The organism is Staphylococcus sp. Marseille-Q5304 (assembly GCF_943737015.1).
GTDB lineage: Bacteria > Bacillota > Bacilli > Staphylococcales > Staphylococcaceae > Staphylococcus > Staphylococcus hsinchuensis.
The window spans coordinates 404,659-422,667 of record NZ_CALSFP010000001.1; the positions used below are offsets into that span (position 1 = coordinate 404,659).

Genomic DNA, 18,009 nt, shown 5'->3' on the forward strand with positions numbered 1-18,009 from the left:
AAGAAAAATATGCCCTTAGAAGTAAATGAGAATTACTTCTAAGGGCATAAGATTTTACCAAATATATAAAAGAATCAAGTATGATAATCATTGGTTTATGAAGATATTTAATAAACGATAAGCGTTAAAATAAGGTAGATAACAAATAATGAAATTGTTATGATGTTTAGAATTTTTAATGCTTTTTCATCGTCTTTACTATGTTTAAATGCCGTAATTTCTACGTTGGCTACAATTAGCAAGAGTATGACGAACACCCACCAATTGACTAATGGGAATGAAAGCGTCGTAAGAGCCACGACAAATAATAATAATATTGCCATAATTATACGTAAAATACGTGTGATAATAGTATTCATCTTATAAATACTAATATAGCTAACGATAAGATATAATATCGGTAGTAATATGAGGTAAAGTTGCATTGAATGACATCCTTTCTATTTTCGCTCTTTATCTTAGCATGACCAGATTGCGATGACTAGGTTATTTATTTTCTTGTTGTCTCATTTCAGAACGAACAGATGCCATTTCTTGTTCTATTTCATCAAGTTGACGGACCAATGGATCTACATCTTGATTGACAGATTCTCTTTTATCTAGATCATTTTGTAATCTTACATAATCATATTTAAGTTCTTCTAACTTGTCATTTAAATTCATCTGAGTTGACTCCTTTTTTGAAAACTATTCAATACTTTATTTTAATATAAATTATAACACGAAACTGAAAGCTTCTAAAATAGACACAATTTATGTTAAAGTATGAAAATGTAATGAAAACGAAATATAAAATGAAAGAAGGATTATTGTGACGCAACAATTTATCATAATCATTTTACTTATCGCCTTAGGTTACTTTTTAAAACATCTTAACTTTCTAAAAGCAAATGATAGTCAAGTATTGTCGACGTTGGTATTTAATGTCACGCTTCCTTCGTTAGTTATAGTTAATTTGAATAAAGCCGAACTAGATCCTTCACTTTCTGTATTATCGATCATGATGATTATTTATGGTTTGGTTGCGAAAACACTCGTTGTTTATTTATTTTTAAAATATGACAACCAAGTTCGCGGAACAGTAGGCATGATGATGGCTTCTTTAAATATCGGGCTATTTGCATATCCACTCGTGGCAGCTATTTGGCCAGATTCAGGCATGATATACTTCGGTATGGCTGATATTGGTGGTGCGCTCATTATGTTTGGGGTAACATACTTTGTTGGAAGTTACTTTAGTAGTGGTGGAGATAGTTTTGATTTTAAATACTTAGCGAAAAACATAGTGAAATCTGTTCCACTTATGACATACATGATTATGTTTATATTGAATATGGCAAATATTCATTTTCCCAAGCCAGTAACTCAATTCTTTTCCGATTTATCAGGTGCCAACATGCCGCTATCTATGATTTTACTTGGGTTAATGCTTAACTTTAATATTGATAAACGCTATTTACCAATTGCACTTAAATACCTTGGTATACATTATGGTTTTGGTATAGCGATGGGGCTATTGGTACACTTCTTTTTACCAGTATCAGACCCTATGATTAAGACGACGTTACAAGTTGCCTGGATTTTACCTGTAGGTATAGCGATTATTCCATATTCCATTCAATTTAAGTATAAAACCATACCACTTACAGGAATGGTTATTAATGCGTCTATCATCATCAGTATTATATTGATTTATGTTTATCAAGCATTATTTGTATAAGTATAATTCATGATAAAGCTTTAAATAATATGAAAAAGCCGATCAGATATGCAATTCTGATCGGCTTTTATATATAGGTATGGAAATGTTTTCTTAACCTTTACCACCCATAAACGCTGGATAATTAGTCATACCACCATCAACGTAAATAGTTGTCCCGTGTATATAACTTGAGAAATCTGAAGCTAAGAATAATGCTACATTGGCAACTTGATCTGCTTCGCCAATTTCTTTAGCTGGAATCATTTCTAATGTTTCTTCACGTGTTTTTGGATCTGAAAACTTCTCTTTCGTATGTTCAGTTACAATGGCACCTGGAGAAATATTGTTTATACGGATACCATGTTGTGCGTATTCCATAGACATCGTTTCCATCATGAGCTTTAATCCGCCTTTACTTGCTGCATAGTTCGCATAATTAGGCCATGGAATTGTGTCATGAACACTAGAAGTATTTATAATTACACCTTTTTTATCTTCTTTTAAAAACTGTTTAACTGCTGCTTTTGCTCCAATAAATGCGCCAGTTAAGTTGATATCAATTACTTTATTCCATTCTTCTACTGACATTTCATGTGTAGGAATAGGTTTTTCATAACCAGCATTATTTAGCATAATATCTAATGTCCCATATTCATCCACAGTAGCTTGAACAAGCTTGTTTACGTCAGCTTCCACTGAGACATCAGCTTGAACTTTAATTGCTTGTCCACCGGCTTCTTCTATAAGATTAATAGATTGTTCCATCGCTTCTAAATGACGATCAGAACGATAATTCATCACGACTTTAGCCTGAGCTTTACCAAATGATTCCGCGAATGCTTTACCTATACCGCTACCAGCACCAGTAATAACTACGACTTTACCTTTTAAATCTTCAAACATAGAAACTCCTCCAATATTTATAATTACCTATAAAATAAGAATTTGACCATTTTTACGTCATTGAGGTTAACCTTTAATATTACCGAGTACAAAAGCCGCGATAATAATGAGGGCGATACCAGACCATATTCCAATCATCTGACGTTTATCTTTGCGTTCTCCAAGTAAGAAGATACCACCAAGCGTTGAAACGATAACTAATAGTTGTGAAAATGAAAAGCTTGTTGCGACGCCAACTTTAGGTTGAGAATAGAACATAAATAAGTTACCAATACCCCAAACAATACCTGGAATCAAGTTCCAAAGTGTGCTTTTTGTTGAAGTTTCTCGATTGATTGATAATATTATTCCTCCGATTGCCATTCCGACTGATTGGAAGAACAATGCACTCATACCATCTACACCAAAGATTTGTGCGACAACAACATATACAACATAACCAACAGTAGAAATTAGTAAAATTGGCATTGCTTTCCCAAAGTTTTTATTATTTTCTGCTGCTTCATTTTTACCTTTAATTGAGGTAAGTGCTATTCCGATTACGAGGAGAACCATAGCAACTAAACCTAATAACACTTGGGTTCCTGTGCTCCATTCACCTAAGAAAATAGCACTAAATAAAGTTGTCCCAACTAATTGTAAGCCTGTAGAAATAGGCATCGTTTTCGATACACCAATAAGACTTACGGATTTTAACTGGTACCCTTGACCTAACGCCCAGAAGGCGCCTGAAATTAAGCCGACTATAATGACGGTGATATTATCAAATTTGGCATTTCCTGTTAATAATAAAATAATACCGATAATTAACGCGCCAAATGTTGTACCTCGTATTTGATTATAGGGGCCTCCACCTACAAAAACATTAATTAACACAACACTACCCCAAAAAAGGGCAGGTAGTAAGGCAATTAATAAATCCATCTATTACTCACTCACTCTCTATTTTCTTTCTTATAGACAGATTTCTCAATGTCTATAGCAACTCATTTTATAGTAAAAAAACGTTTTAGTAAAAAATATAGCTTATTTTTTTAAAAGGGTTTATTTTAAAGGATTTTAATTTTCAGAGAAATAAAATTAGCGTAATTCAATTAATGAGGCTAGTATATACATGATAAGTCGAGTGTAAACATAGTCGTTTGTTAAAAATAGCTTAATAAACCAACACATATAATAGTTAAAATTAATGAATTCGGGTTGCATAAAGGTAAAATAAAAAAGTCATGTGTTACACATGACTTGAAACAAATTTGAACTTTTTATATTCCACGTTCACATTAAACCCTAGCTCGTTAAAACGTTCAACGAGTTTGTTGTTTTTACTACGAATTTTGAAATATATGATGTTTATATCGTAATGTTGGAAAGCATAATGAAGTGCATGCGTTAATAAATCGAAAGCAATGCCTTTCATTCTATAGTCTGAATGTGATGTGAAATACTTAACTTCAGCATTATGGTTGTCTTCATAGACTTGTAAATATAGATAGCCTTTAAGCAATCCCTCGGACATAAATACATATAATTTATTATTGTCGTCTAAAGAATTAACAATTTCATCCGCTGTCATCGCACCATGTTTAAATGTGTGTGCGTGTAACTTTTGAAAGGCGCGATAATATGAAGGGTGATATTCAGCAATATTTTGTTCATGTTCGGTAGTACCAACATCTTTTGTTGCGATTAAATGATAGTCTGTAAAGTTGTAACCGGCTTCTATAGCTTTCATCATAGGTGTGTAATCTTGTTCATTTACAATGAAAGAAAAGTTAAAACTTACTTCTTCTGGTTTACTTTCTGTTAATGATTTGAATAAATCTTGAAATAACTCTAGAGAAAGAGGTTCGCCTTTACGAATAAATGGTCCGATAACTTTATATTTATTATCATCATATTTAAATGGTAAGAGCAACATTTGGATTTGATCTTGATCATCAATTTGTGCAAATACACCTGGGTCCTCTATCGTGTTACGGATGTATTGTTCAACATCTTCACTGTTTTGTTGTAATTTGTATAAATAAGAAGCTGAGATATCATCGGCATCGTTGATAAATTTCATTATTTCTTTGTAGTCGTTAATTTGAATAGTTTTCATAACATACCTCCTTCAGAGATCCTATTACTTTAATTATATGAATAAATTAAGATAAATGGAAGTTATGAGGTGCTATATACATGTTACAATGAGAATATTATTTAAAGTTTTGAAAGGAAGACATTATGAAATCACTGATTATAGCTGAAAAACCTTCCGTTGGCAGAGATATAGCTAAGTCTCTAAATATTAATACTAAAAGACACGGTTTTTTCGAAAATGAAAAATACATTGTAACTTGGGCATTAGGACATCTCGTGACTAACGCAACGCCTGAACAATACGATGTACAGTATAAAGAATGGAAGTTAACTGACTTACCTATAGTTCCGAAACAAATGAAAACTGTCGTTATAAATAAAACGAGAAAACAATTTTCGATAATCAAAGGTCTTATCAATGATAACAAAGTGAAAGATATTATTATCGCAACGGATGCAGGGCGAGAAGGGGAACTCGTTGCACGACTTATATTAGATAAATCTAAAAATAAAAAACCCATTAAACGCTTATGGATTAGCTCAGTAACGTCAAAAGCGATTAAAGAGGGATTTAAGAAATTGTACGATGGGCGCAAGTTTAATGACTTATATCAAGCAGCTTTAGCAAGAAGTGAAGCGGACTGGATTGTTGGAATTAACGCAACGCGTGCCTTAACAACGAAGTATGATGCGCAATTATCATTAGGCCGTGTTCAAACGCCTACAATACAATTAGTACAAATGCGTCAAAATGAGATTAATCAATTCACCCCCGAAACTTATTATTCGCTGAAGTTGATGGTGGGAGGATTTGAATTTAAATGTGTAACACCAAAATCGCATTCTGACAAAGCATATTTAGAACAGATACAAACACAGATTAAAGGGCAAGCTGGTGAGATTACTGACATTAATAGAACGCGTAAAAAATCCTATCCTTCACAGTTATATAGTTTAACCGATTTACAGCAGGATGCGTATAAACGATTCCATATGACACCTAAAGAATCACTTAATGTACTGCAAAACCTATATGAACGTCATAAATTACTTACATATCCTCGAACGGATTCGAATTATTTAACGGATGATATGGTGCCTACACTTAAAGATAGAATAAAAGCTTTATTCGCTACAGATTTTAAAGATATAGCAAAATCCCAAATGAACCGTTCATTTAGTGGGAAATTTAAATTTGTAAATAATAGCAAAGTCTCAGACCATCATGCGATTATTCCTACAGAAATACGTCCTGATATGTCACAACTGAGCCCTAGAGAATCTAAAATATATTTGATGGTAGCTCAAAGATTTCTGGAGAACTTATTACCACCACATGAATATGAAAGTGTATCTGTTACGTTACAAACATCAGATTATAAGTTTATTTTCAACGATAAGGTAACGATAAATCCTGGTTATTTAGCATTAAGAGACAAAGAGGCTAATGCCCATCGAGACTTAAATCAATTACAACGAGGCAATACTTTCACATTAAATAATGTGAAGATTGAAGATCATGAAACAACAGCACCGAGTTATTTTAATGAAGGTACGTTACTTAAAGCAATGGAAAGCCCCCATAAATATTTCGATTTACAAGATACGAAACACCAAAAAACTTTAAAAATTGCAGGTGGTATCGGGACGGTCGCAACACGTGCAGATATCATTGAAAAGTTATTTAACATGAACGCCATTGAATCACGAGATGGTAAAATAAAAGTAACACCAAAGGGTAAACAAATATTAGAATTAGCACCACAACGATTAACTTCACCATTATTGACTGCAGAGTGGGAAGAGAAACTTCTCAAAATAGAAAAAGGTCAATATAACGCACAACAATTTATTAATGAGATGAAAAACTTCACATATGAAGTTGTAAATGAGATTAAAGAAAGTGATCAGAAATATAAGCACGATAATCTTACTTCAACCGAATGCCCAACGTGTGGCAAATTTATGATAAAAGTAAAAACGAAAAACGGGCAAATGCTCGTATGTCAAGATCCCTCATGTAAAACGAAAAAGAATGTTCAGAGAAAGACTAAAGCTAAATGTCCAAACTGTCACAAAAGAATGACCTTGTTTGGCAAAGGAAAAGAGGCAACTTATCGTTGTGTTTGTGGCCATACAGAAACACAAGCACAAATGGATCAGCGTCTAAAAAATAAAAAAACAGCAAAAGTGAATAAGAAAGATCTCAAAAAATATATGAACCAAGATGATGGCATAGAAAATAACCCATTTAAAGATGCATTGAAAGATTTGAAATTGTAGCTTTTTATCGAACGTAGAGATATTTAATTATAATAAAGTTCGTGTTTGCTATTGTAAAAGTGCAAGAATGGTATTAAAATATGTAAGTATTTTAAATAAAGGAGAACTAACCATGAAAAAGTATTTCGAATTTGATAAACATGGTACAAGCTATAAGAAAGAGATACTTGGTGGTCTTACAACTTTCTTGTCCATGGCGTACATTTTAGCGGTAAATCCTCAAGTTTTAAGTTTAGCAGGCGTGCATGGTGTGACTGAGGACATGAAGATGGATCAAGGCGCAATCTTTGTAGCGACAGCTCTTGCAGCCTTTGTCGGTTCATTGTTTATGGGATTGATTGCGAGATATCCCATTGCATTAGCGCCAGGAATGGGGCTTAATGCATTTTTCGCTTTCACCGTTGTATTAACGATGGGAATTCCTTGGCAAATTGGTTTAACTGGCGTGTTATTCTCAGGTATATTCTTTGCAATATTAACATTAACAGGTCTACGGGAAACCATTATCAATGCTATACCATATCAAATGAAAATGGCGGTTTCTGCGGGGATAGGATTATTTATTACCTTCGTCGGATTGCAAAACTCTGGTATCATCGTTAAAAATGATTCAACCCTTGTTACGTTAGGTCATCTTACTGAAGGTCCCGTTTTATTAACAATCTTCGGTATAATCGCTACAGTTATTTTATATGTATTACGTGTACCGGGAGCTATTTTTGTTGGTATGGTTTTAACTTCAATCATTGGAATGCTAACAGGACTTATACATACACCAAAAGGCATTGTTAGTTCGGTACCGAGTATCGAGCCGACATTTGGTGCAGCATTCGAAGCTTTCAAGGATCCAGGACAATTACTTACAGTACAGTTTTTAATTGTTATTTTAACTTTCTTATTTATTGATTTCTTTGATACAGCAGGTACGTTAGTAGCGGTTGCTACACAAGCAGGTATGATGAAAGATAATAAATTACCAAGAGCTGGTAAAGCATTATTTTCAGATTCACTAGCTACAATTGTAGGTTCAATTTTTGGAACGACAACTACGACTACTTATATCGAATCAACATCAGGTGTTGCAGTTGGAGCCAGAACTGGTTTTGCTAGTTTAGTAACTGGATGTTGTTTCTTACTTGCAATGTTCTTCAGTCCATTAATGGAAGTAGTAACTAGTGCCGTAACTACTCCAGCACTAGTTGTAGTAGGTGTATTAATGGCATCTAATTTTGCTGAAATTGAATGGAAGAAATTCGAAGTTGCAGTTCCTTCATTTATTACTATTATAATGATGCCTTTATCATATTCTATTGCGACAGGTATTGCATGCGGGTTTATATTTTATCCAATTACTATGCTTATTTCAAAAAGACATAAAGAAGTACATCCTATTATGTATGTGCTCATGGCATTATTTATTTTATACTTTGTATTTGTTCACGGATAAGAAAAAGACACACGATTCAAGTGATATTAACTTGAACCGTGTGTCTTTTTATTTAAATGTTACATATAATGGAAGAAAAGCATCAAAATAGATTTAATTATCTTAGTTATTTGCGTCTTCTGTGTTCAGTATAAATTACTTTTGCATGCTTATTTGGAACGTATAGGGGCGCAGAAAGTAAAACAAGCATAAAAAATAACATTAAAAAGAATAAAACCCAATGAATGATCATTCCTAAAAATGGAACGATAGCCAAAAATGAACCGATAATACCTATAAAAAGAATGATAACCATAGGGCGAATTGTATTTTGTCGGTCGATAAGTAAATATACGGCCATGACTAAATAAAGGAAAGCGTTGATTAATAGAGGTTGCCAACCTGTACTAAGGATAAAGCTTCCACCTAAAAACGGAACGCCATATATACACTCACTTATGATGAGTATCAAACTTATAATAACAAGAAATGCACGACTGCCTCTCGTCATATAAAATCACCACCTGTTTTGTTGCTTATTTTCATTTTAAAGCATATAAATGGTAAAAACTAGGAAAGTTATTTCATAAATACTAGAAAAATTCCTTAAAGTGGTTGAAGTGTATCGTAATTTCAAGTAGAATAACAAGGTATGTGTTAGAAAAAAGCTTGAACAAATTTGGAGAAAAGCTTGATAACGCACAGTTTTTCATGTATTATATATAAATGTTGGACTTTAGTAAATGCGATGAAGCGAAAGGTTACTGACACACCCGGCCGCTTTGCCATGGCGCTGTGTGAGATAGTTTTCGTGGAGAAGTCTATCACTAAATGTAGACGAATAAGGAGGGAAAATTATGGCAAAACAAAAAATCAGAATCAGATTAAAAGCTTATGATCACAGAGTGATTGATCAATCAGCTGAAAAAATCGTTGAAACAGCGAAACGTTCTGGTGCAGATGTTTCTGGACCAATTCCGCTACCAACTGAAAAATCAGTTTATACAATCATCCGTGCGGTGCATAAGTACAAAGATTCACGTGAACAATTCGAACAACGTACACATAAACGTTTAATCGACATTGTAAACCCTACACCAAAAACTGTTGATGCTCTTATGGGCTTAAACTTACCATCAGGTGTAGACATCGAAATCAAATTATAATAACAAATTACAGGAGGTGGACTTTCGATGACCAAAGGAATCTTAGGAAGAAAAATTGGAATGATACAAGTTTTCGGTGAAAACGGTGATTTAATTCCAGTAACAGTAGTAGAAGCAAGTCAAAACGTAGTATTACAAAAGAAAACTGAAGAGGTTGATGGTTATAATGCAATCCAAGTAGGTTTTGAAGACAAACAAGCATATAAAAAAGATAGTAAATCTAATAAATATGCAAACAAACCAGCTGAAGGTCATGCTAAGAAAGCAGGCACAGCACCTAAGCGCTTCATTCGTGAATTCAGAAACGTTAACGTTGATGAATACGAAGTAGGTCAAGAAGTCTCAGTTGATACATTTGAAGCTGGCGACGTAATTGATGTAACTGGCGTATCTAAAGGTAAAGGTTTCCAAGGTGCTATCAAGCGTCATAATCAAGCACGCGGACCAATGGGACACGGTTCTCATTTCCACAGATCACCAGGTTCAGTAGGTATGGCGTCAGATGCGTCTAAAGTATTCAAAGGACAAAAAATGCCTGGTCGTATGGGCGGTAACACAGTTACAGTTCAGAACTTAGAAGTAGTTCAAATCGACACAGACAACAAAGTTATTTTAGTAAAAGGTAATGTACCTGGTCCTAAAAAAGGATTAGTAGAAATTATATCTTCAATTAAAGGAACTAAATAATATATAACGAAAGGAGGAAATGCATAATGGCTAATTATGATGTATTAAAAGTGGACGGAACTAAATCAAGTTCAGTTGAATTAAACGATGCAGTATTTGCTATCGAACCAAATAAAGATGTTTTATTTGAAGCAATCACATTACAACGTGCTTCATTACGCCAAGGTACACATGCTGTTAAAAATCGTTCAGCAGTAAGTGGTGGTGGACGTAAACCATGGAGACAAAAAGGTACAGGACGTGCGCGTCAAGGTACAATCCGTGCTCCACAATGGCGTGGTGGTGGTGTCGTATTCGGACCAACACCAAGAAGTTATGCATACAAAATGCCTAAGAAAATGCGTCGCTTAGCATTGCGCTCAGCATTATCTTACAAAGTACAAAACGAAAGCTTAACAATCGTTGATGCTTTAAGTTTAGAAGCTCCAAAAACAAAAGAGTTCAAAAACATTCTTACAAACTTAAAACAACCTGAAAAAGTATTAGTAGTTACTGAATCAGAAGATATGAACGTTGAATTATCAGCACGTAATATCCCTGGCTTACAAGTTACTACAGCTCAAGGTTTAAATGTATTAGATATCACTAGCGCTGACAGTGTATTAATTACTGAATCAGCTGCTAAAAAAGTTGAGGAGGTGCTCGGATAATGGAAGCAAGAGATGTTCTTAAGCGCCCCGTAATCACTGAAAAATCTTCAGCTGCAATGGCAGAAGATAAATATACATTTGACGTTGATACTCGTGCGAACAAAACACAAGTTAAAATCGCAGTTGAAGAAATTTTCGACGTGAAAGTAGACAATGTAAACATCATTAACTACAAACCAAAGAAAAAGCGCATGGGCCGTTATCAAGGCTATACAAATAAAAGACGTGTCGCAATTGTGAAATTAAAAGAAGGATCAATCGATCTATTTAACTAAAAATTATACCAATAAGGAGGTAAACGACAATGGCTCTAAAAAAATATAAGCCAATTACGAATGGTCGTCGTAATATGACTACGTTAGATTTCGCAGAAATTACGAAAACTACACCTGAAAAGTCATTATTACAACCGCTACCGAAAAGAGCGGGACGAAATAACCAAGGTAAATTGACAGTTCGCCATCATGGTGGCGGTCATAAACGTCAATACCGTGTTATTGATTTCAAAAGAAATAAAGATGGCATTCCAGCTAAAGTTGATTCAATTCAATACGATCCAAACCGTTCAGCAAACATCGCATTATTAGTATATGCAGACGGTGAAAAACGCTACATCATCGCTCCTAAAAACCTAAAAGTAGGTCAAGTACTTGAAAGTGGTGAAGAAGCAGATATCAAATTAGGTAACGCATTACCGTTACAATTCATCCCAGTTGGTACAGTAGTACACAACATCGAATTAAAACCTGGTAAAGGTGGACAAATCGCACGTTCAGCAGGTGCAAGTGCACAAGTACTTGGTAAAGAAGGTAAATATGTATTAATCAGATTAAGATCTGGCGAAGTACGTATGATTCTTTCTACTTGCCGTGCAACAATCGGACAAGTTGGTAACATCCAACACGAACTAGTTAACGTTGGTAAAGCAGGACGCTCAAGATGGAAAGGTGTTCGTCCAACAGTTCGTGGTTCTGTAATGAACCCTAACGATCACCCACACGGTGGTGGTGAAGGCCGTGCGCCAATCGGATTACCATCTCCAATGTCACCATGGGGTAAACCTACGCTTGGTAAGAAAACTCGTCGTGGTAAAAAATCTTCAGACAAACTTATCGTTCGTAGACGTAAGAGAAAATAAAAATAACTTATTTGAGTGTGCGGCTTAATTGCTGCACGCACACAATAAGAAGGGAGGCGCCACTATGGCTCGTAGTATTAAAAAAGGACCTTTCGTCGATGATCATCTTATGAAAAAAGTTGAAGCTCAAAGCGGAAGCGAGAAAAAACAAGTGATTAAAACATGGTCACGCCGTTCAACTGTATTCCCAGATTTCATCGGACATACATTTGCAGTATATGATGGTCGCAAACACGTACCAGTATTCATTACTGAAGATATGGTTGGTCATAAATTAGGTGAATTCGTACCAACACGTACATTCAAAGGTCACGTAGTTGACGATAAAAAAACTAGAAGATAATTTCTAACAAGTAGAGGAGGAAATACGAATGGAAGCAAAAGCGGTTGCTAAAACAATCAGAATCGCACCTCGTAAAGTTAGATTAGTATTAGATCTAATTAGAGGTAAAAGTGCTGGTGAAGCTCTAGCGATTTTAAAATTAAAAAACAAAGCTTCATCACCAGTCGTTGAAAAATTATTAATGTCCGCTTTAGCAAATGCAGAGCATAACTACGATATGAACCCTGACCAATTAGTAGTTAAAGAAGCATATGCTAACGAAGGACCAACATTAAAACGTTTCCGTCCACGTGCACAAGGTCGTGCAAGTGCGATTAACAAACGTACAAGCCACATTACAATCGTCGTAAGTGACGGTAAAGATAAAGAAGAAGCTAAAGAAGCTTAATAAACTTTAAGGAGGGAATACTGTGGGTCAAAAAATTAATCCAATCGGACTTCGTGTCGGAGTTATCCGTGATTGGGAAGCTAAATGGTATGCAGAAAAAGATTTCGCTTCACAATTACACGAAGATTTAAGAATCCGTAAATTTATTGATAACGCATTAAAAGAAGCATCAGTTTCTCACGTTGATATCGAACGTGCTGCTAACCGCATCAACATTGCTATTCACACTGGTAAACCAGGAATGGTTATCGGTAAAGGCGGTTCAGAAATTGAAAAATTACGTAACAAATTAAATTCATTAACTAACAAAAAAGTACACATCAACGTAGTAGAAATTAAAAAAGTTGATTTAGACGCTAAATTAGTAGCGGAAAACATCGCACGTCAATTAGAAAACCGTGCTTCATTCCGTCGTGTACAAAAACAAGCTATCTCAAGAGCTATGAAACTTGGTGCAAAAGGTGTTAAAACACAAGTTTCAGGTCGTTTAGGCGGAGCTGACATCGCTCGTGCTGAACGTTATTCAGAAGGAACTGTTCCACTTCATACTTTACGTGCTGACATTGGTTATGCACACGCTGAAGCAGATACTACTTACGGTAAATTAGGTATTAAAGTATGGATCTATCGTGGAGAAGTTCTTCCTACTATGAACACTAGTGAAGGAGGAAAATAATAATGTTACTACCAAAACGTGTAAAATACCGTCGTCAACATCGTCCAAAGACAACTGGTCGTTCAAAAGGCGGTAACTATGTAACATTTGGTGAGTATGGTCTTCAAGCAACAACAACGTCTTGGATCACTTCTCGTCAAATCGAATCTGCTCGTATTGCAATGACACGTTACATGAAACGTGGCGGGAAAGTTTGGATTAAAATCTTCCCACACAAACCATACACTAAAAAACCTTTAGAAGTACGTATGGGTGCTGGTAAAGGTTCAGTAGAAGGCTGGATCGCAGTTGCAAAACCAGGTAGAATTTTATTCGAAGTTGCGGGTGTTAACGAAGAAGTAGCACGCGAAGCATTACGTTTAGCAAGTCACAAACTTCCAGTTAAAACTAAGTTTGTAAAACGTGAAGAATTGGGTGGTGAAACAAATGAAAGCTAAGGAAATTAGAGACTTAACCACTTCAGAAATCGAAGAACAAATCAAATCTTCAAAAGAAGAACTTTTTAACCTACGCTTTCAGTTAGCTACAGGTCAATTAGAGGAGACTGCACGAATTCGCACAGTAAGAAAAACGATTGCTCGTCTTAAAACTGTTGCTCGTGAAAGAGAAATTGAACAAGGAAAAGCTAATCAATAATTAATTGGAAGAGGAGGTTACAAAAGTGAACGAAAGAAATGATCGTAAAGTTTATGTAGGTAGAGTCGTTTCCGATAAAATGGATAAAACTGTAACTGTACTTGTTGAAACATACAAAACACACAAACTATATGGTAAACGAGTAAAATACTCTAAAAAATACAAAACACATGATGAAAACAACTCAGCTAAATTAGGGGACATTGTTAAAATTCAAGAAACACGTCCTTTATCAGCAACGAAACGATTCCGTTTAGTAGAAATTGTTGAAGAATCAGTTATTATTTAATTAATGTGAAGATAAAGGAGGTTTAACTCATGATCCAACAAGAAACACGTTTAAAAGTAGCAGATAACTCTGGTGCTCGTGAAGTTCTTACTGTCAAAGTATTAGGTGGATCTGGTCGTAAAACAGCGAATATCGGTGACGTTATCGTAGTTACTGTTAAAAATGCTACACCAGGTGGCGTTGTCAAAAAAGGTGAAGTAGTAAAAGCTGTTGTCGTACGTACTAAATCTGGTGTACGTCGTAAAGATGGTTCATATATTAAATTTGATGAAAATGCATGTGTCATTATTCGTGACGACAAAGGACCACGTGGTACTCGTATTTTTGGACCTGTAGCTCGTGAATTACGTGAAGGTAATTTCATGAAGATTGTATCACTAGCTCCAGAAGTACTATAATCAAATCATTTATAATATAAAGACTTAAGGAGGTGCCACACATGCATATCAAAAAAGGTGACAATGTAAAAGTTATCGCAGGTAAAGACAAAGGTAAGGAAGGTAAAGTTGTTCAAACATTACCTAAACAAGACCGTGTCGTTGTGGAAGGTGTTAACGTAATCAAAAAACACAAAAAACCAACTCAATTTAATCCTGAAGGTGGAATCTTAGAAACAGAGGCAGCAATCCATGTTTCTAACGTACAATTATTAGATCCAAAAACAAACGAACCAACACGTGTTGGATACAAAATCGAAGATGGTAAAAAAGTTCGTATCGCTAAAAAATCAGGCGAAGAAATCAAATCTAATAATGAATAATTAATTGAAAGGAGGATCCACTTTGAACCGTTTAAAAGAAAGATATAGCTCTGAAGTTACTCAAAACTTAGTTAAAAAGTTTAACTACAGTTCAGTAATGGAAGTACCAAAAATTGAAAAAATTGTTGTGAATATGGGTGTTGGTGACGCTGTTCAAAATTCTAAAGTGTTAGACGACGCTGTAGAAGAATTACAAGCAATCACTGGTCAAAAACCATTAATCACTAAAGCGAAAAAATCAGTAGCAACATTCCGTTTACGTGAAGGTATGCCAATCGGTGCAAAAACAACTTTACGTGGAGAAAGAATGTATGACTTCTTAGACAAACTAATCTCAGTTTCACTACCACGTGTACGTGACTTCCGTGGTGTTTCTAAAACTGCATTCGACGGTAGAGGTAACTATACTTTAGGTATTAAAGAACAATTAATTTTCCCAGAAATTGACTACGATCGAGTAAGTAAAGTAAGAGGAATGGATATCGTTATCGTAACGACTGCTAACACTGACGAGGAAGCTCGTGAATTGTTAACACAATTCGGTATGCCATTTCAAAAATAATCTCTAAAGGAGGCTAATTAAGTGGCTAAAAGTTCAATGGTTGCTAAGCAACAGAAAAAACAAAAGTACCAAGTACGTGAGTATACACGCTGTGAACGTTGTGGTCGTCCACATTCTGTATATCGTAAATTTAAATTATGCCGTATTTGTTTCCGTGAATTAGCTTATAAAGGCCAAATCCCTGGCGTTCGTAAAGCTAGCTGGTAATATATAAAAGTCTGAAAGGAGGCAACAATCAATGACAATCAACGATCCAATTGCAGATATGCTAACTCGTGTAAGAAACGCAAACATGGTGCGTCACGATAAATTAGAATTACCTGCATCAAATATCAAAAAAGAAATTGCTGAAATATTAAAGAGTGAAGGTTTCATCAAAAATGTAGAATACGTTGAAGACGATAAACAAGGAGTTATCCGTTTATTCCTTAAATATGGTCAAAACAACGAACGTGTTATCACAGGTTTAAAACGTATTTCTAAACCAGGTTTACGTGTTTATGCAAAAGCTAACGAAGTACCTAAAGTACTTAACGGTTTAGGTATTGCATTAGTTTCAACTTCTGAAGGTGTTATCACTGACAAAGAAGCTAGAAAACGTAACATCGGTGGAGAAATCTTAGCATACATTTGGTAATAATAAATAAGGAGGTGCGATAACATGAGTCGTGTTGGTAAAAAAATTATTGACATTCCAAGTGACGTAACAGTAAGTATTGAAGGCAATACTGTAACTGTTAAAGGTCCTAAAGGTGAACTATCAAAAACTTTAAGTGAAAGAATGACATATAAACAAGAAGAAAGTACATTAGAAGTTGTAAGACCAACTGATTCTAAAGATGATAGAACAGTACATGGTACAACTCGTGCTTTAATCAATAATATGATTTTAGGTGTTTCTCAAGGTTACCAAAAAACACTTGAACTAGTAGGTGTTGGTTACCGTGCGCAAATGCAAGGTAAAGACTTAGTACTAAACGTTGGTTATTCACACCCAGTTGAATTCAAAGCTGACGAAGGTATTAACTTTTCTGTTGAGAAAAATACTAAAGTTACTGTAGAAGGTATTTCTAAGGAACAAGTTGGAGCAATGGCTTCAAACATCCGTGCAGTAAGACCTCCAGAACCTTATAAAGGTAAAGGAATTCGTTACCAAGGTGAATATGTTCGCCGTAAAGAAGGTAAAACTGGTAAATAATAAATAACTTTCAGAAGAAAGGAGTAGTAAAATGATCAGCAAAATTGATAAAAATAAAGTACGTTTAAAAAGACATGCTCGTGTTCGTACTAAATTATCTGGTACAGCTGAAAAACCACGTTTAAACATTTATCGTTCAAACAAGCATATCTATGCACAAGTTATCGATGATGTGAACGGTGAAACGTTAGCGCAAGCATCAACTCAAGAAGATGCATTTGCAAACGAATCTGGTTCAAAAGTTGAATTATCAGCTAAAGTCGGAGAAACAGTAGCCAAAAGAGCAAGCGAAAAAGGCGTTAAAACAATCGTATTCGACCGTGGAGGTTACTTATACCATGGCCGTGTGAAAGCTTTAGCCGAAGCAGCTCGTGAAAATGGATTAGAATTTTAATTTAAAGGAGGGACATTTACATGGCTCGTAGAGAAGAAGCTAAAGAGTTTGAAGAACGCGTTGTTACAATTAACCGTGTTGCAAAAGTTGTAAAAGGTGGACGTAGTTTCCGTTTCACAGCTCTAGTAGTTGTTGGTGATAAAAACGGACGCGTTGGATTCGGAACAGGTAAAGCACAAGAGGTTCCAGAAGCTATCAAAAAAGCTGTAGAATCAGCTAAAAAAGATTTAGTTCACGTACCACGTGTTGAAGGAACTACTCCTCACATCATCACTGGTCGTTATAGTTCAGGTAGCGTACTTATGAAACCAGCTGCACCAGGTACTGGTGTTATCGCAGGTGGTCCAGTTCGTGCGGTATTAGAATTAGCAGGTATTACTGATATCTTAAGTAAATCATTAGGTTCAAACACTCCAATTAACATGGTTCGTGCGACAATCAATGGTTTACAAAACCTTAAAAACGCTGAAGATGTTGCGAAATTACGTGGCAAATCAGTAGAAGAATTATACAATTAAGGAGGGAAAATAAATTATGGCTAAATTACAAATTACCCTCACTCGTAGTGTTATAGGTCGTCCAGAAACACAACGTAAAACTGTTGAAGCTTTAGGTTTGAAAAAAACTAATTCTTCAGTAGTTGTTGAAGATAACCCAGCTATTCGTGGGCAAATCAACAAAGTAAGTCACTTAGTGACAGTAGAAGAAAAATAATTTGAGGAGGTG

General features: G+C 35.1%; 29 protein-coding genes. 23 read left to right on the forward strand and 6 right to left on the reverse strand.

Going from position 1 to position 18,009, the window contains the following annotated elements:
* Positions 1-107: 107 nt before the first annotated feature.
* Together mspA and NGI30_RS01875 are read right to left on the reverse strand one after the other, a co-directional pair.
* Positions 108-425 (reverse strand): membrane stabilizing protein MspA, encoded by a 318-nt coding sequence (gene mspA, locus NGI30_RS01870; RefSeq protein ID WP_251517977.1) that lies wholly within the window; start codon positions 423-425, stop codon positions 108-110.
* Between the two features lie 61 nt (positions 426-486).
* Positions 487-663 carry an SE1832 family protein gene (locus tag NGI30_RS01875; RefSeq protein WP_251517979.1) on the reverse strand — a complete coding sequence of 59 codons (177 nt, stop codon included), beginning with the start codon at positions 661-663 and terminating at the stop codon, positions 487-489.
* 148 nt (positions 664-811) lie between these two features.
* Between NGI30_RS01875 and NGI30_RS01880 the strand changes: the two genes are divergently transcribed.
* Positions 812-1,720, forward strand: a complete 909-nt coding sequence (locus NGI30_RS01880; RefSeq protein ID WP_251517981.1) for an AEC family transporter — start codon at positions 812-814, stop codon at positions 1,718-1,720.
* Positions 1,721-1,813: 93 nt separating this feature from the next.
* On the opposite strand, the gene NGI30_RS01885 is transcribed toward NGI30_RS01880, so the two are convergent.
* The 3 genes from NGI30_RS01885 to NGI30_RS01895 all read right to left on the reverse strand — a co-directional run bounded on the left by NGI30_RS01885 (position 1,814) and on the right by NGI30_RS01895 (position 4,706).
* Positions 1,814-2,605 (reverse strand): glucose 1-dehydrogenase, encoded by a 792-nt coding sequence (locus NGI30_RS01885; protein ID WP_251942566.1) that lies wholly within the window; start codon positions 2,603-2,605, stop codon positions 1,814-1,816.
* Positions 2,606-2,671: 66 nt separating this feature from the next.
* Positions 2,672-3,529 carry a RhaT/GlcU family sugar-proton symporter gene (locus NGI30_RS01890; protein WP_251517985.1) on the reverse strand — a complete coding sequence of 286 codons (858 nt, stop codon included), beginning with the start codon at positions 3,527-3,529 and terminating at the stop codon, positions 2,672-2,674.
* Between the two features lie 307 nt (positions 3,530-3,836).
* The gene (locus NGI30_RS01895; RefSeq protein WP_251517987.1) at positions 3,837-4,706 is read right to left on the reverse strand and encodes a GNAT family N-acetyltransferase; all 870 of its coding nucleotides are present in this window, start codon (positions 4,704-4,706) and stop codon (positions 3,837-3,839) included.
* A 125-nt stretch (positions 4,707-4,831) separates the two neighbouring features.
* On the opposite strand from NGI30_RS01895, the gene NGI30_RS01900 reads away from it, so the two are divergent.
* Together NGI30_RS01900 and NGI30_RS01905 are read left to right on the forward strand one after the other, a co-directional pair.
* On the forward strand, positions 4,832-6,970 hold the full coding sequence (locus NGI30_RS01900) for a DNA topoisomerase III (protein WP_251942568.1): 2,139 nt from the start codon (positions 4,832-4,834) through the stop codon (positions 6,968-6,970).
* Between the two features lie 112 nt (positions 6,971-7,082).
* Positions 7,083-8,417: an NCS2 family permease gene (locus tag NGI30_RS01905; RefSeq protein WP_251517997.1), complete on the forward strand. Its 1,335-nt coding sequence runs from the start codon at positions 7,083-7,085 to the stop codon at positions 8,415-8,417.
* A 106-nt stretch (positions 8,418-8,523) separates the two neighbouring features.
* Here the strand turns inward: NGI30_RS01905 and NGI30_RS01910 are convergent, their stop codons facing one another.
* Positions 8,524-8,907 carry a hypothetical protein gene (locus NGI30_RS01910; RefSeq protein WP_251517999.1) on the reverse strand — a complete coding sequence of 128 codons (384 nt, stop codon included), beginning with the start codon at positions 8,905-8,907 and terminating at the stop codon, positions 8,524-8,526.
* Positions 8,908-9,253: 346 nt separating this feature from the next.
* Here NGI30_RS01910 and rpsJ point away from each other — a divergent pair, with 346 nt between their 5' ends.
* From rpsJ to rpmD, 20 genes are all read left to right on the forward strand, one after another.
* Positions 9,254-9,562, forward strand: coding sequence for a 30S ribosomal protein S10 (rpsJ, locus tag NGI30_RS01915; RefSeq protein WP_001118667.1), 309 nt, complete (start codon positions 9,254-9,256; stop codon positions 9,560-9,562).
* 27 nt (positions 9,563-9,589) lie between these two features.
* Complete coding sequence (gene rplC, locus NGI30_RS01920) at positions 9,590-10,249, forward strand: 50S ribosomal protein L3 (protein WP_251942570.1); 660 nt, start codon at positions 9,590-9,592, stop codon at positions 10,247-10,249.
* A 26-nt stretch (positions 10,250-10,275) separates the two neighbouring features.
* Positions 10,276-10,899, forward strand: coding sequence for a 50S ribosomal protein L4 (gene rplD, locus NGI30_RS01925; protein ID WP_251518003.1), 624 nt, complete (start codon positions 10,276-10,278; stop codon positions 10,897-10,899).
* A complete protein-coding gene (rplW, locus tag NGI30_RS01930; protein ID WP_002482614.1) occupies positions 10,899-11,174 on the forward strand; it encodes a 50S ribosomal protein L23 in 276 nt (91 codons plus the stop codon). Before rplD ends, rplW begins: the two co-directional genes overlap by 1 nt.
* A 29-nt stretch (positions 11,175-11,203) precedes the next feature.
* Positions 11,204-12,037: a 50S ribosomal protein L2 gene (gene rplB / locus NGI30_RS01935; RefSeq protein WP_251518005.1), complete on the forward strand. Its 834-nt coding sequence runs from the start codon at positions 11,204-11,206 to the stop codon at positions 12,035-12,037.
* 64 nt (positions 12,038-12,101) lie between these two features.
* Positions 12,102-12,380, forward strand: a complete 279-nt coding sequence (gene rpsS, locus NGI30_RS01940) for a 30S ribosomal protein S19 (RefSeq protein WP_251518007.1) — start codon at positions 12,102-12,104, stop codon at positions 12,378-12,380.
* Positions 12,381-12,408: 28 nt separating this feature from the next.
* Entirely contained in the window at positions 12,409-12,768 is a 360-nt protein-coding gene (rplV, locus tag NGI30_RS01945) for a 50S ribosomal protein L22 (RefSeq protein WP_251942572.1), read from the forward strand.
* Between the two features lie 22 nt (positions 12,769-12,790).
* Positions 12,791-13,444 (forward strand): 30S ribosomal protein S3, encoded by a 654-nt coding sequence (gene rpsC, locus NGI30_RS01950; RefSeq protein ID WP_251518012.1) that lies wholly within the window; start codon positions 12,791-12,793, stop codon positions 13,442-13,444.
* Between the two features lie 2 nt (positions 13,445-13,446).
* Complete coding sequence (rplP, locus tag NGI30_RS01955; protein ID WP_251518014.1) at positions 13,447-13,881, forward strand: 50S ribosomal protein L16; 435 nt, start codon at positions 13,447-13,449, stop codon at positions 13,879-13,881.
* Positions 13,871-14,080 carry a 50S ribosomal protein L29 gene (gene rpmC / locus NGI30_RS01960; RefSeq protein ID WP_002482620.1) on the forward strand — a complete coding sequence of 70 codons (210 nt, stop codon included), beginning with the start codon at positions 13,871-13,873 and terminating at the stop codon, positions 14,078-14,080. The genes rplP and rpmC overlap by 11 nt, the downstream gene beginning before the upstream one ends.
* A gap of 25 nt (positions 14,081-14,105) precedes the next feature.
* Entirely contained in the window at positions 14,106-14,369 is a 264-nt protein-coding gene (gene rpsQ / locus NGI30_RS01965; protein ID WP_251518016.1) for a 30S ribosomal protein S17, read from the forward strand.
* 29 nt (positions 14,370-14,398) lie between these two features.
* Positions 14,399-14,767 carry a 50S ribosomal protein L14 gene (rplN, locus tag NGI30_RS01970; RefSeq protein ID WP_251518018.1) on the forward strand — a complete coding sequence of 123 codons (369 nt, stop codon included), beginning with the start codon at positions 14,399-14,401 and terminating at the stop codon, positions 14,765-14,767.
* A 41-nt stretch (positions 14,768-14,808) separates the two neighbouring features.
* Positions 14,809-15,129 carry a 50S ribosomal protein L24 gene (gene rplX, locus NGI30_RS01975; protein ID WP_251518020.1) on the forward strand — a complete coding sequence of 107 codons (321 nt, stop codon included), beginning with the start codon at positions 14,809-14,811 and terminating at the stop codon, positions 15,127-15,129.
* 22 nt (positions 15,130-15,151) lie between these two features.
* Positions 15,152-15,691 (forward strand): 50S ribosomal protein L5, encoded by a 540-nt coding sequence (rplE, locus tag NGI30_RS01980; RefSeq protein ID WP_251518022.1) that lies wholly within the window; start codon positions 15,152-15,154, stop codon positions 15,689-15,691.
* 21 nt (positions 15,692-15,712) lie between these two features.
* Complete coding sequence (locus tag NGI30_RS01985) at positions 15,713-15,898, forward strand: type Z 30S ribosomal protein S14 (RefSeq protein WP_251518024.1); 186 nt, start codon at positions 15,713-15,715, stop codon at positions 15,896-15,898.
* A 31-nt stretch (positions 15,899-15,929) separates the two neighbouring features.
* Entirely contained in the window at positions 15,930-16,328 is a 399-nt protein-coding gene (gene rpsH / locus NGI30_RS01990) for a 30S ribosomal protein S8 (RefSeq protein WP_251518026.1), read from the forward strand.
* Between the two features lie 24 nt (positions 16,329-16,352).
* Positions 16,353-16,889: a 50S ribosomal protein L6 gene (gene rplF / locus NGI30_RS01995; protein WP_251518029.1), complete on the forward strand. Its 537-nt coding sequence runs from the start codon at positions 16,353-16,355 to the stop codon at positions 16,887-16,889.
* A 31-nt stretch (positions 16,890-16,920) separates the two neighbouring features.
* Positions 16,921-17,283 (forward strand): 50S ribosomal protein L18, encoded by a 363-nt coding sequence (gene rplR / locus NGI30_RS02000; protein ID WP_251518031.1) that lies wholly within the window; start codon positions 16,921-16,923, stop codon positions 17,281-17,283.
* Between the two features lie 20 nt (positions 17,284-17,303).
* The gene (rpsE, locus tag NGI30_RS02005) at positions 17,304-17,801 is read left to right on the forward strand and encodes a 30S ribosomal protein S5 (protein ID WP_251518033.1); all 498 of its coding nucleotides are present in this window, start codon (positions 17,304-17,306) and stop codon (positions 17,799-17,801) included.
* Between the two features lie 16 nt (positions 17,802-17,817).
* Positions 17,818-17,997, forward strand: a complete 180-nt coding sequence (rpmD, locus tag NGI30_RS02010) for a 50S ribosomal protein L30 (protein ID WP_002482630.1) — start codon at positions 17,818-17,820, stop codon at positions 17,995-17,997.
* Positions 17,998-18,009 lie beyond the last annotated feature (12 nt).

Bases quoted from the DNA above. Each gene is read 5' to 3' on its own strand.
- rplD (WP_251518003.1), top strand. From the start codon at position 10,276: ATGGCTAATTATGATGTATTAAAAGTGGACGGAACTAAATCAAGTTCA.
- rpmD (WP_002482630.1), top strand. From the start codon at position 17,818: ATGGCTAAATTACAAATTACCCTCACTCGTAGTGTTATAGGTCGTCCA.
- rplC (WP_251942570.1), top strand. From the start codon at position 9,590: ATGACCAAAGGAATCTTAGGAAGAAAAATTGGAATGATACAAGTTTTC.
- NGI30_RS01910 (WP_251517999.1), bottom strand. From the start codon at position 8,907: ATGACGAGAGGCAGTCGTGCATTTCTTGTTATTATAAGTTTGATACTC.
- rplP (WP_251518014.1), top strand. From the start codon at position 13,447: ATGTTACTACCAAAACGTGTAAAATACCGTCGTCAACATCGTCCAAAG.
- rplN (WP_251518018.1), top strand. From the start codon at position 14,399: ATGATCCAACAAGAAACACGTTTAAAAGTAGCAGATAACTCTGGTGCT.
- NGI30_RS01890 (WP_251517985.1), bottom strand. From the start codon at position 3,529: ATGGATTTATTAATTGCCTTACTACCTGCCCTTTTTTGGGGTAGTGTT.
- rpsJ (WP_001118667.1), top strand. From the start codon at position 9,254: ATGGCAAAACAAAAAATCAGAATCAGATTAAAAGCTTATGATCACAGA.
- rpmC (WP_002482620.1), top strand. From the start codon at position 13,871: ATGAAAGCTAAGGAAATTAGAGACTTAACCACTTCAGAAATCGAAGAA.
- rpsS (WP_251518007.1), top strand. From the start codon at position 12,102: ATGGCTCGTAGTATTAAAAAAGGACCTTTCGTCGATGATCATCTTATG.
- mspA (WP_251517977.1), bottom strand. From the start codon at position 425: ATGCAACTTTACCTCATATTACTACCGATATTATATCTTATCGTTAGC.
- NGI30_RS01895 (WP_251517987.1), bottom strand. From the start codon at position 4,706: ATGAAAACTATTCAAATTAACGACTACAAAGAAATAATGAAATTTATC.
- NGI30_RS01885 (WP_251942566.1), bottom strand. From the start codon at position 2,605: ATGTTTGAAGATTTAAAAGGTAAAGTCGTAGTTATTACTGGTGCTGGT.
- rpsH (WP_251518026.1), top strand. From the start codon at position 15,930: ATGACAATCAACGATCCAATTGCAGATATGCTAACTCGTGTAAGAAAC.
- rplV (WP_251942572.1), top strand. From the start codon at position 12,409: ATGGAAGCAAAAGCGGTTGCTAAAACAATCAGAATCGCACCTCGTAAA.
- NGI30_RS01875 (WP_251517979.1), bottom strand. From the start codon at position 663: ATGAATTTAAATGACAAGTTAGAAGAACTTAAATATGATTATGTAAGA.
- rplF (WP_251518029.1), top strand. From the start codon at position 16,353: ATGAGTCGTGTTGGTAAAAAAATTATTGACATTCCAAGTGACGTAACA.
- rplB (WP_251518005.1), top strand. From the start codon at position 11,204: ATGGCTCTAAAAAAATATAAGCCAATTACGAATGGTCGTCGTAATATG.
- rplW (WP_002482614.1), top strand. From the start codon at position 10,899: ATGGAAGCAAGAGATGTTCTTAAGCGCCCCGTAATCACTGAAAAATCT.
- NGI30_RS01900 (WP_251942568.1), top strand. From the start codon at position 4,832: ATGAAATCACTGATTATAGCTGAAAAACCTTCCGTTGGCAGAGATATA.
- rplR (WP_251518031.1), top strand. From the start codon at position 16,921: ATGATCAGCAAAATTGATAAAAATAAAGTACGTTTAAAAAGACATGCT.
- NGI30_RS01905 (WP_251517997.1), top strand. From the start codon at position 7,083: ATGAAAAAGTATTTCGAATTTGATAAACATGGTACAAGCTATAAGAAA.
- rpsE (WP_251518033.1), top strand. From the start codon at position 17,304: ATGGCTCGTAGAGAAGAAGCTAAAGAGTTTGAAGAACGCGTTGTTACA.
- rplX (WP_251518020.1), top strand. From the start codon at position 14,809: ATGCATATCAAAAAAGGTGACAATGTAAAAGTTATCGCAGGTAAAGAC.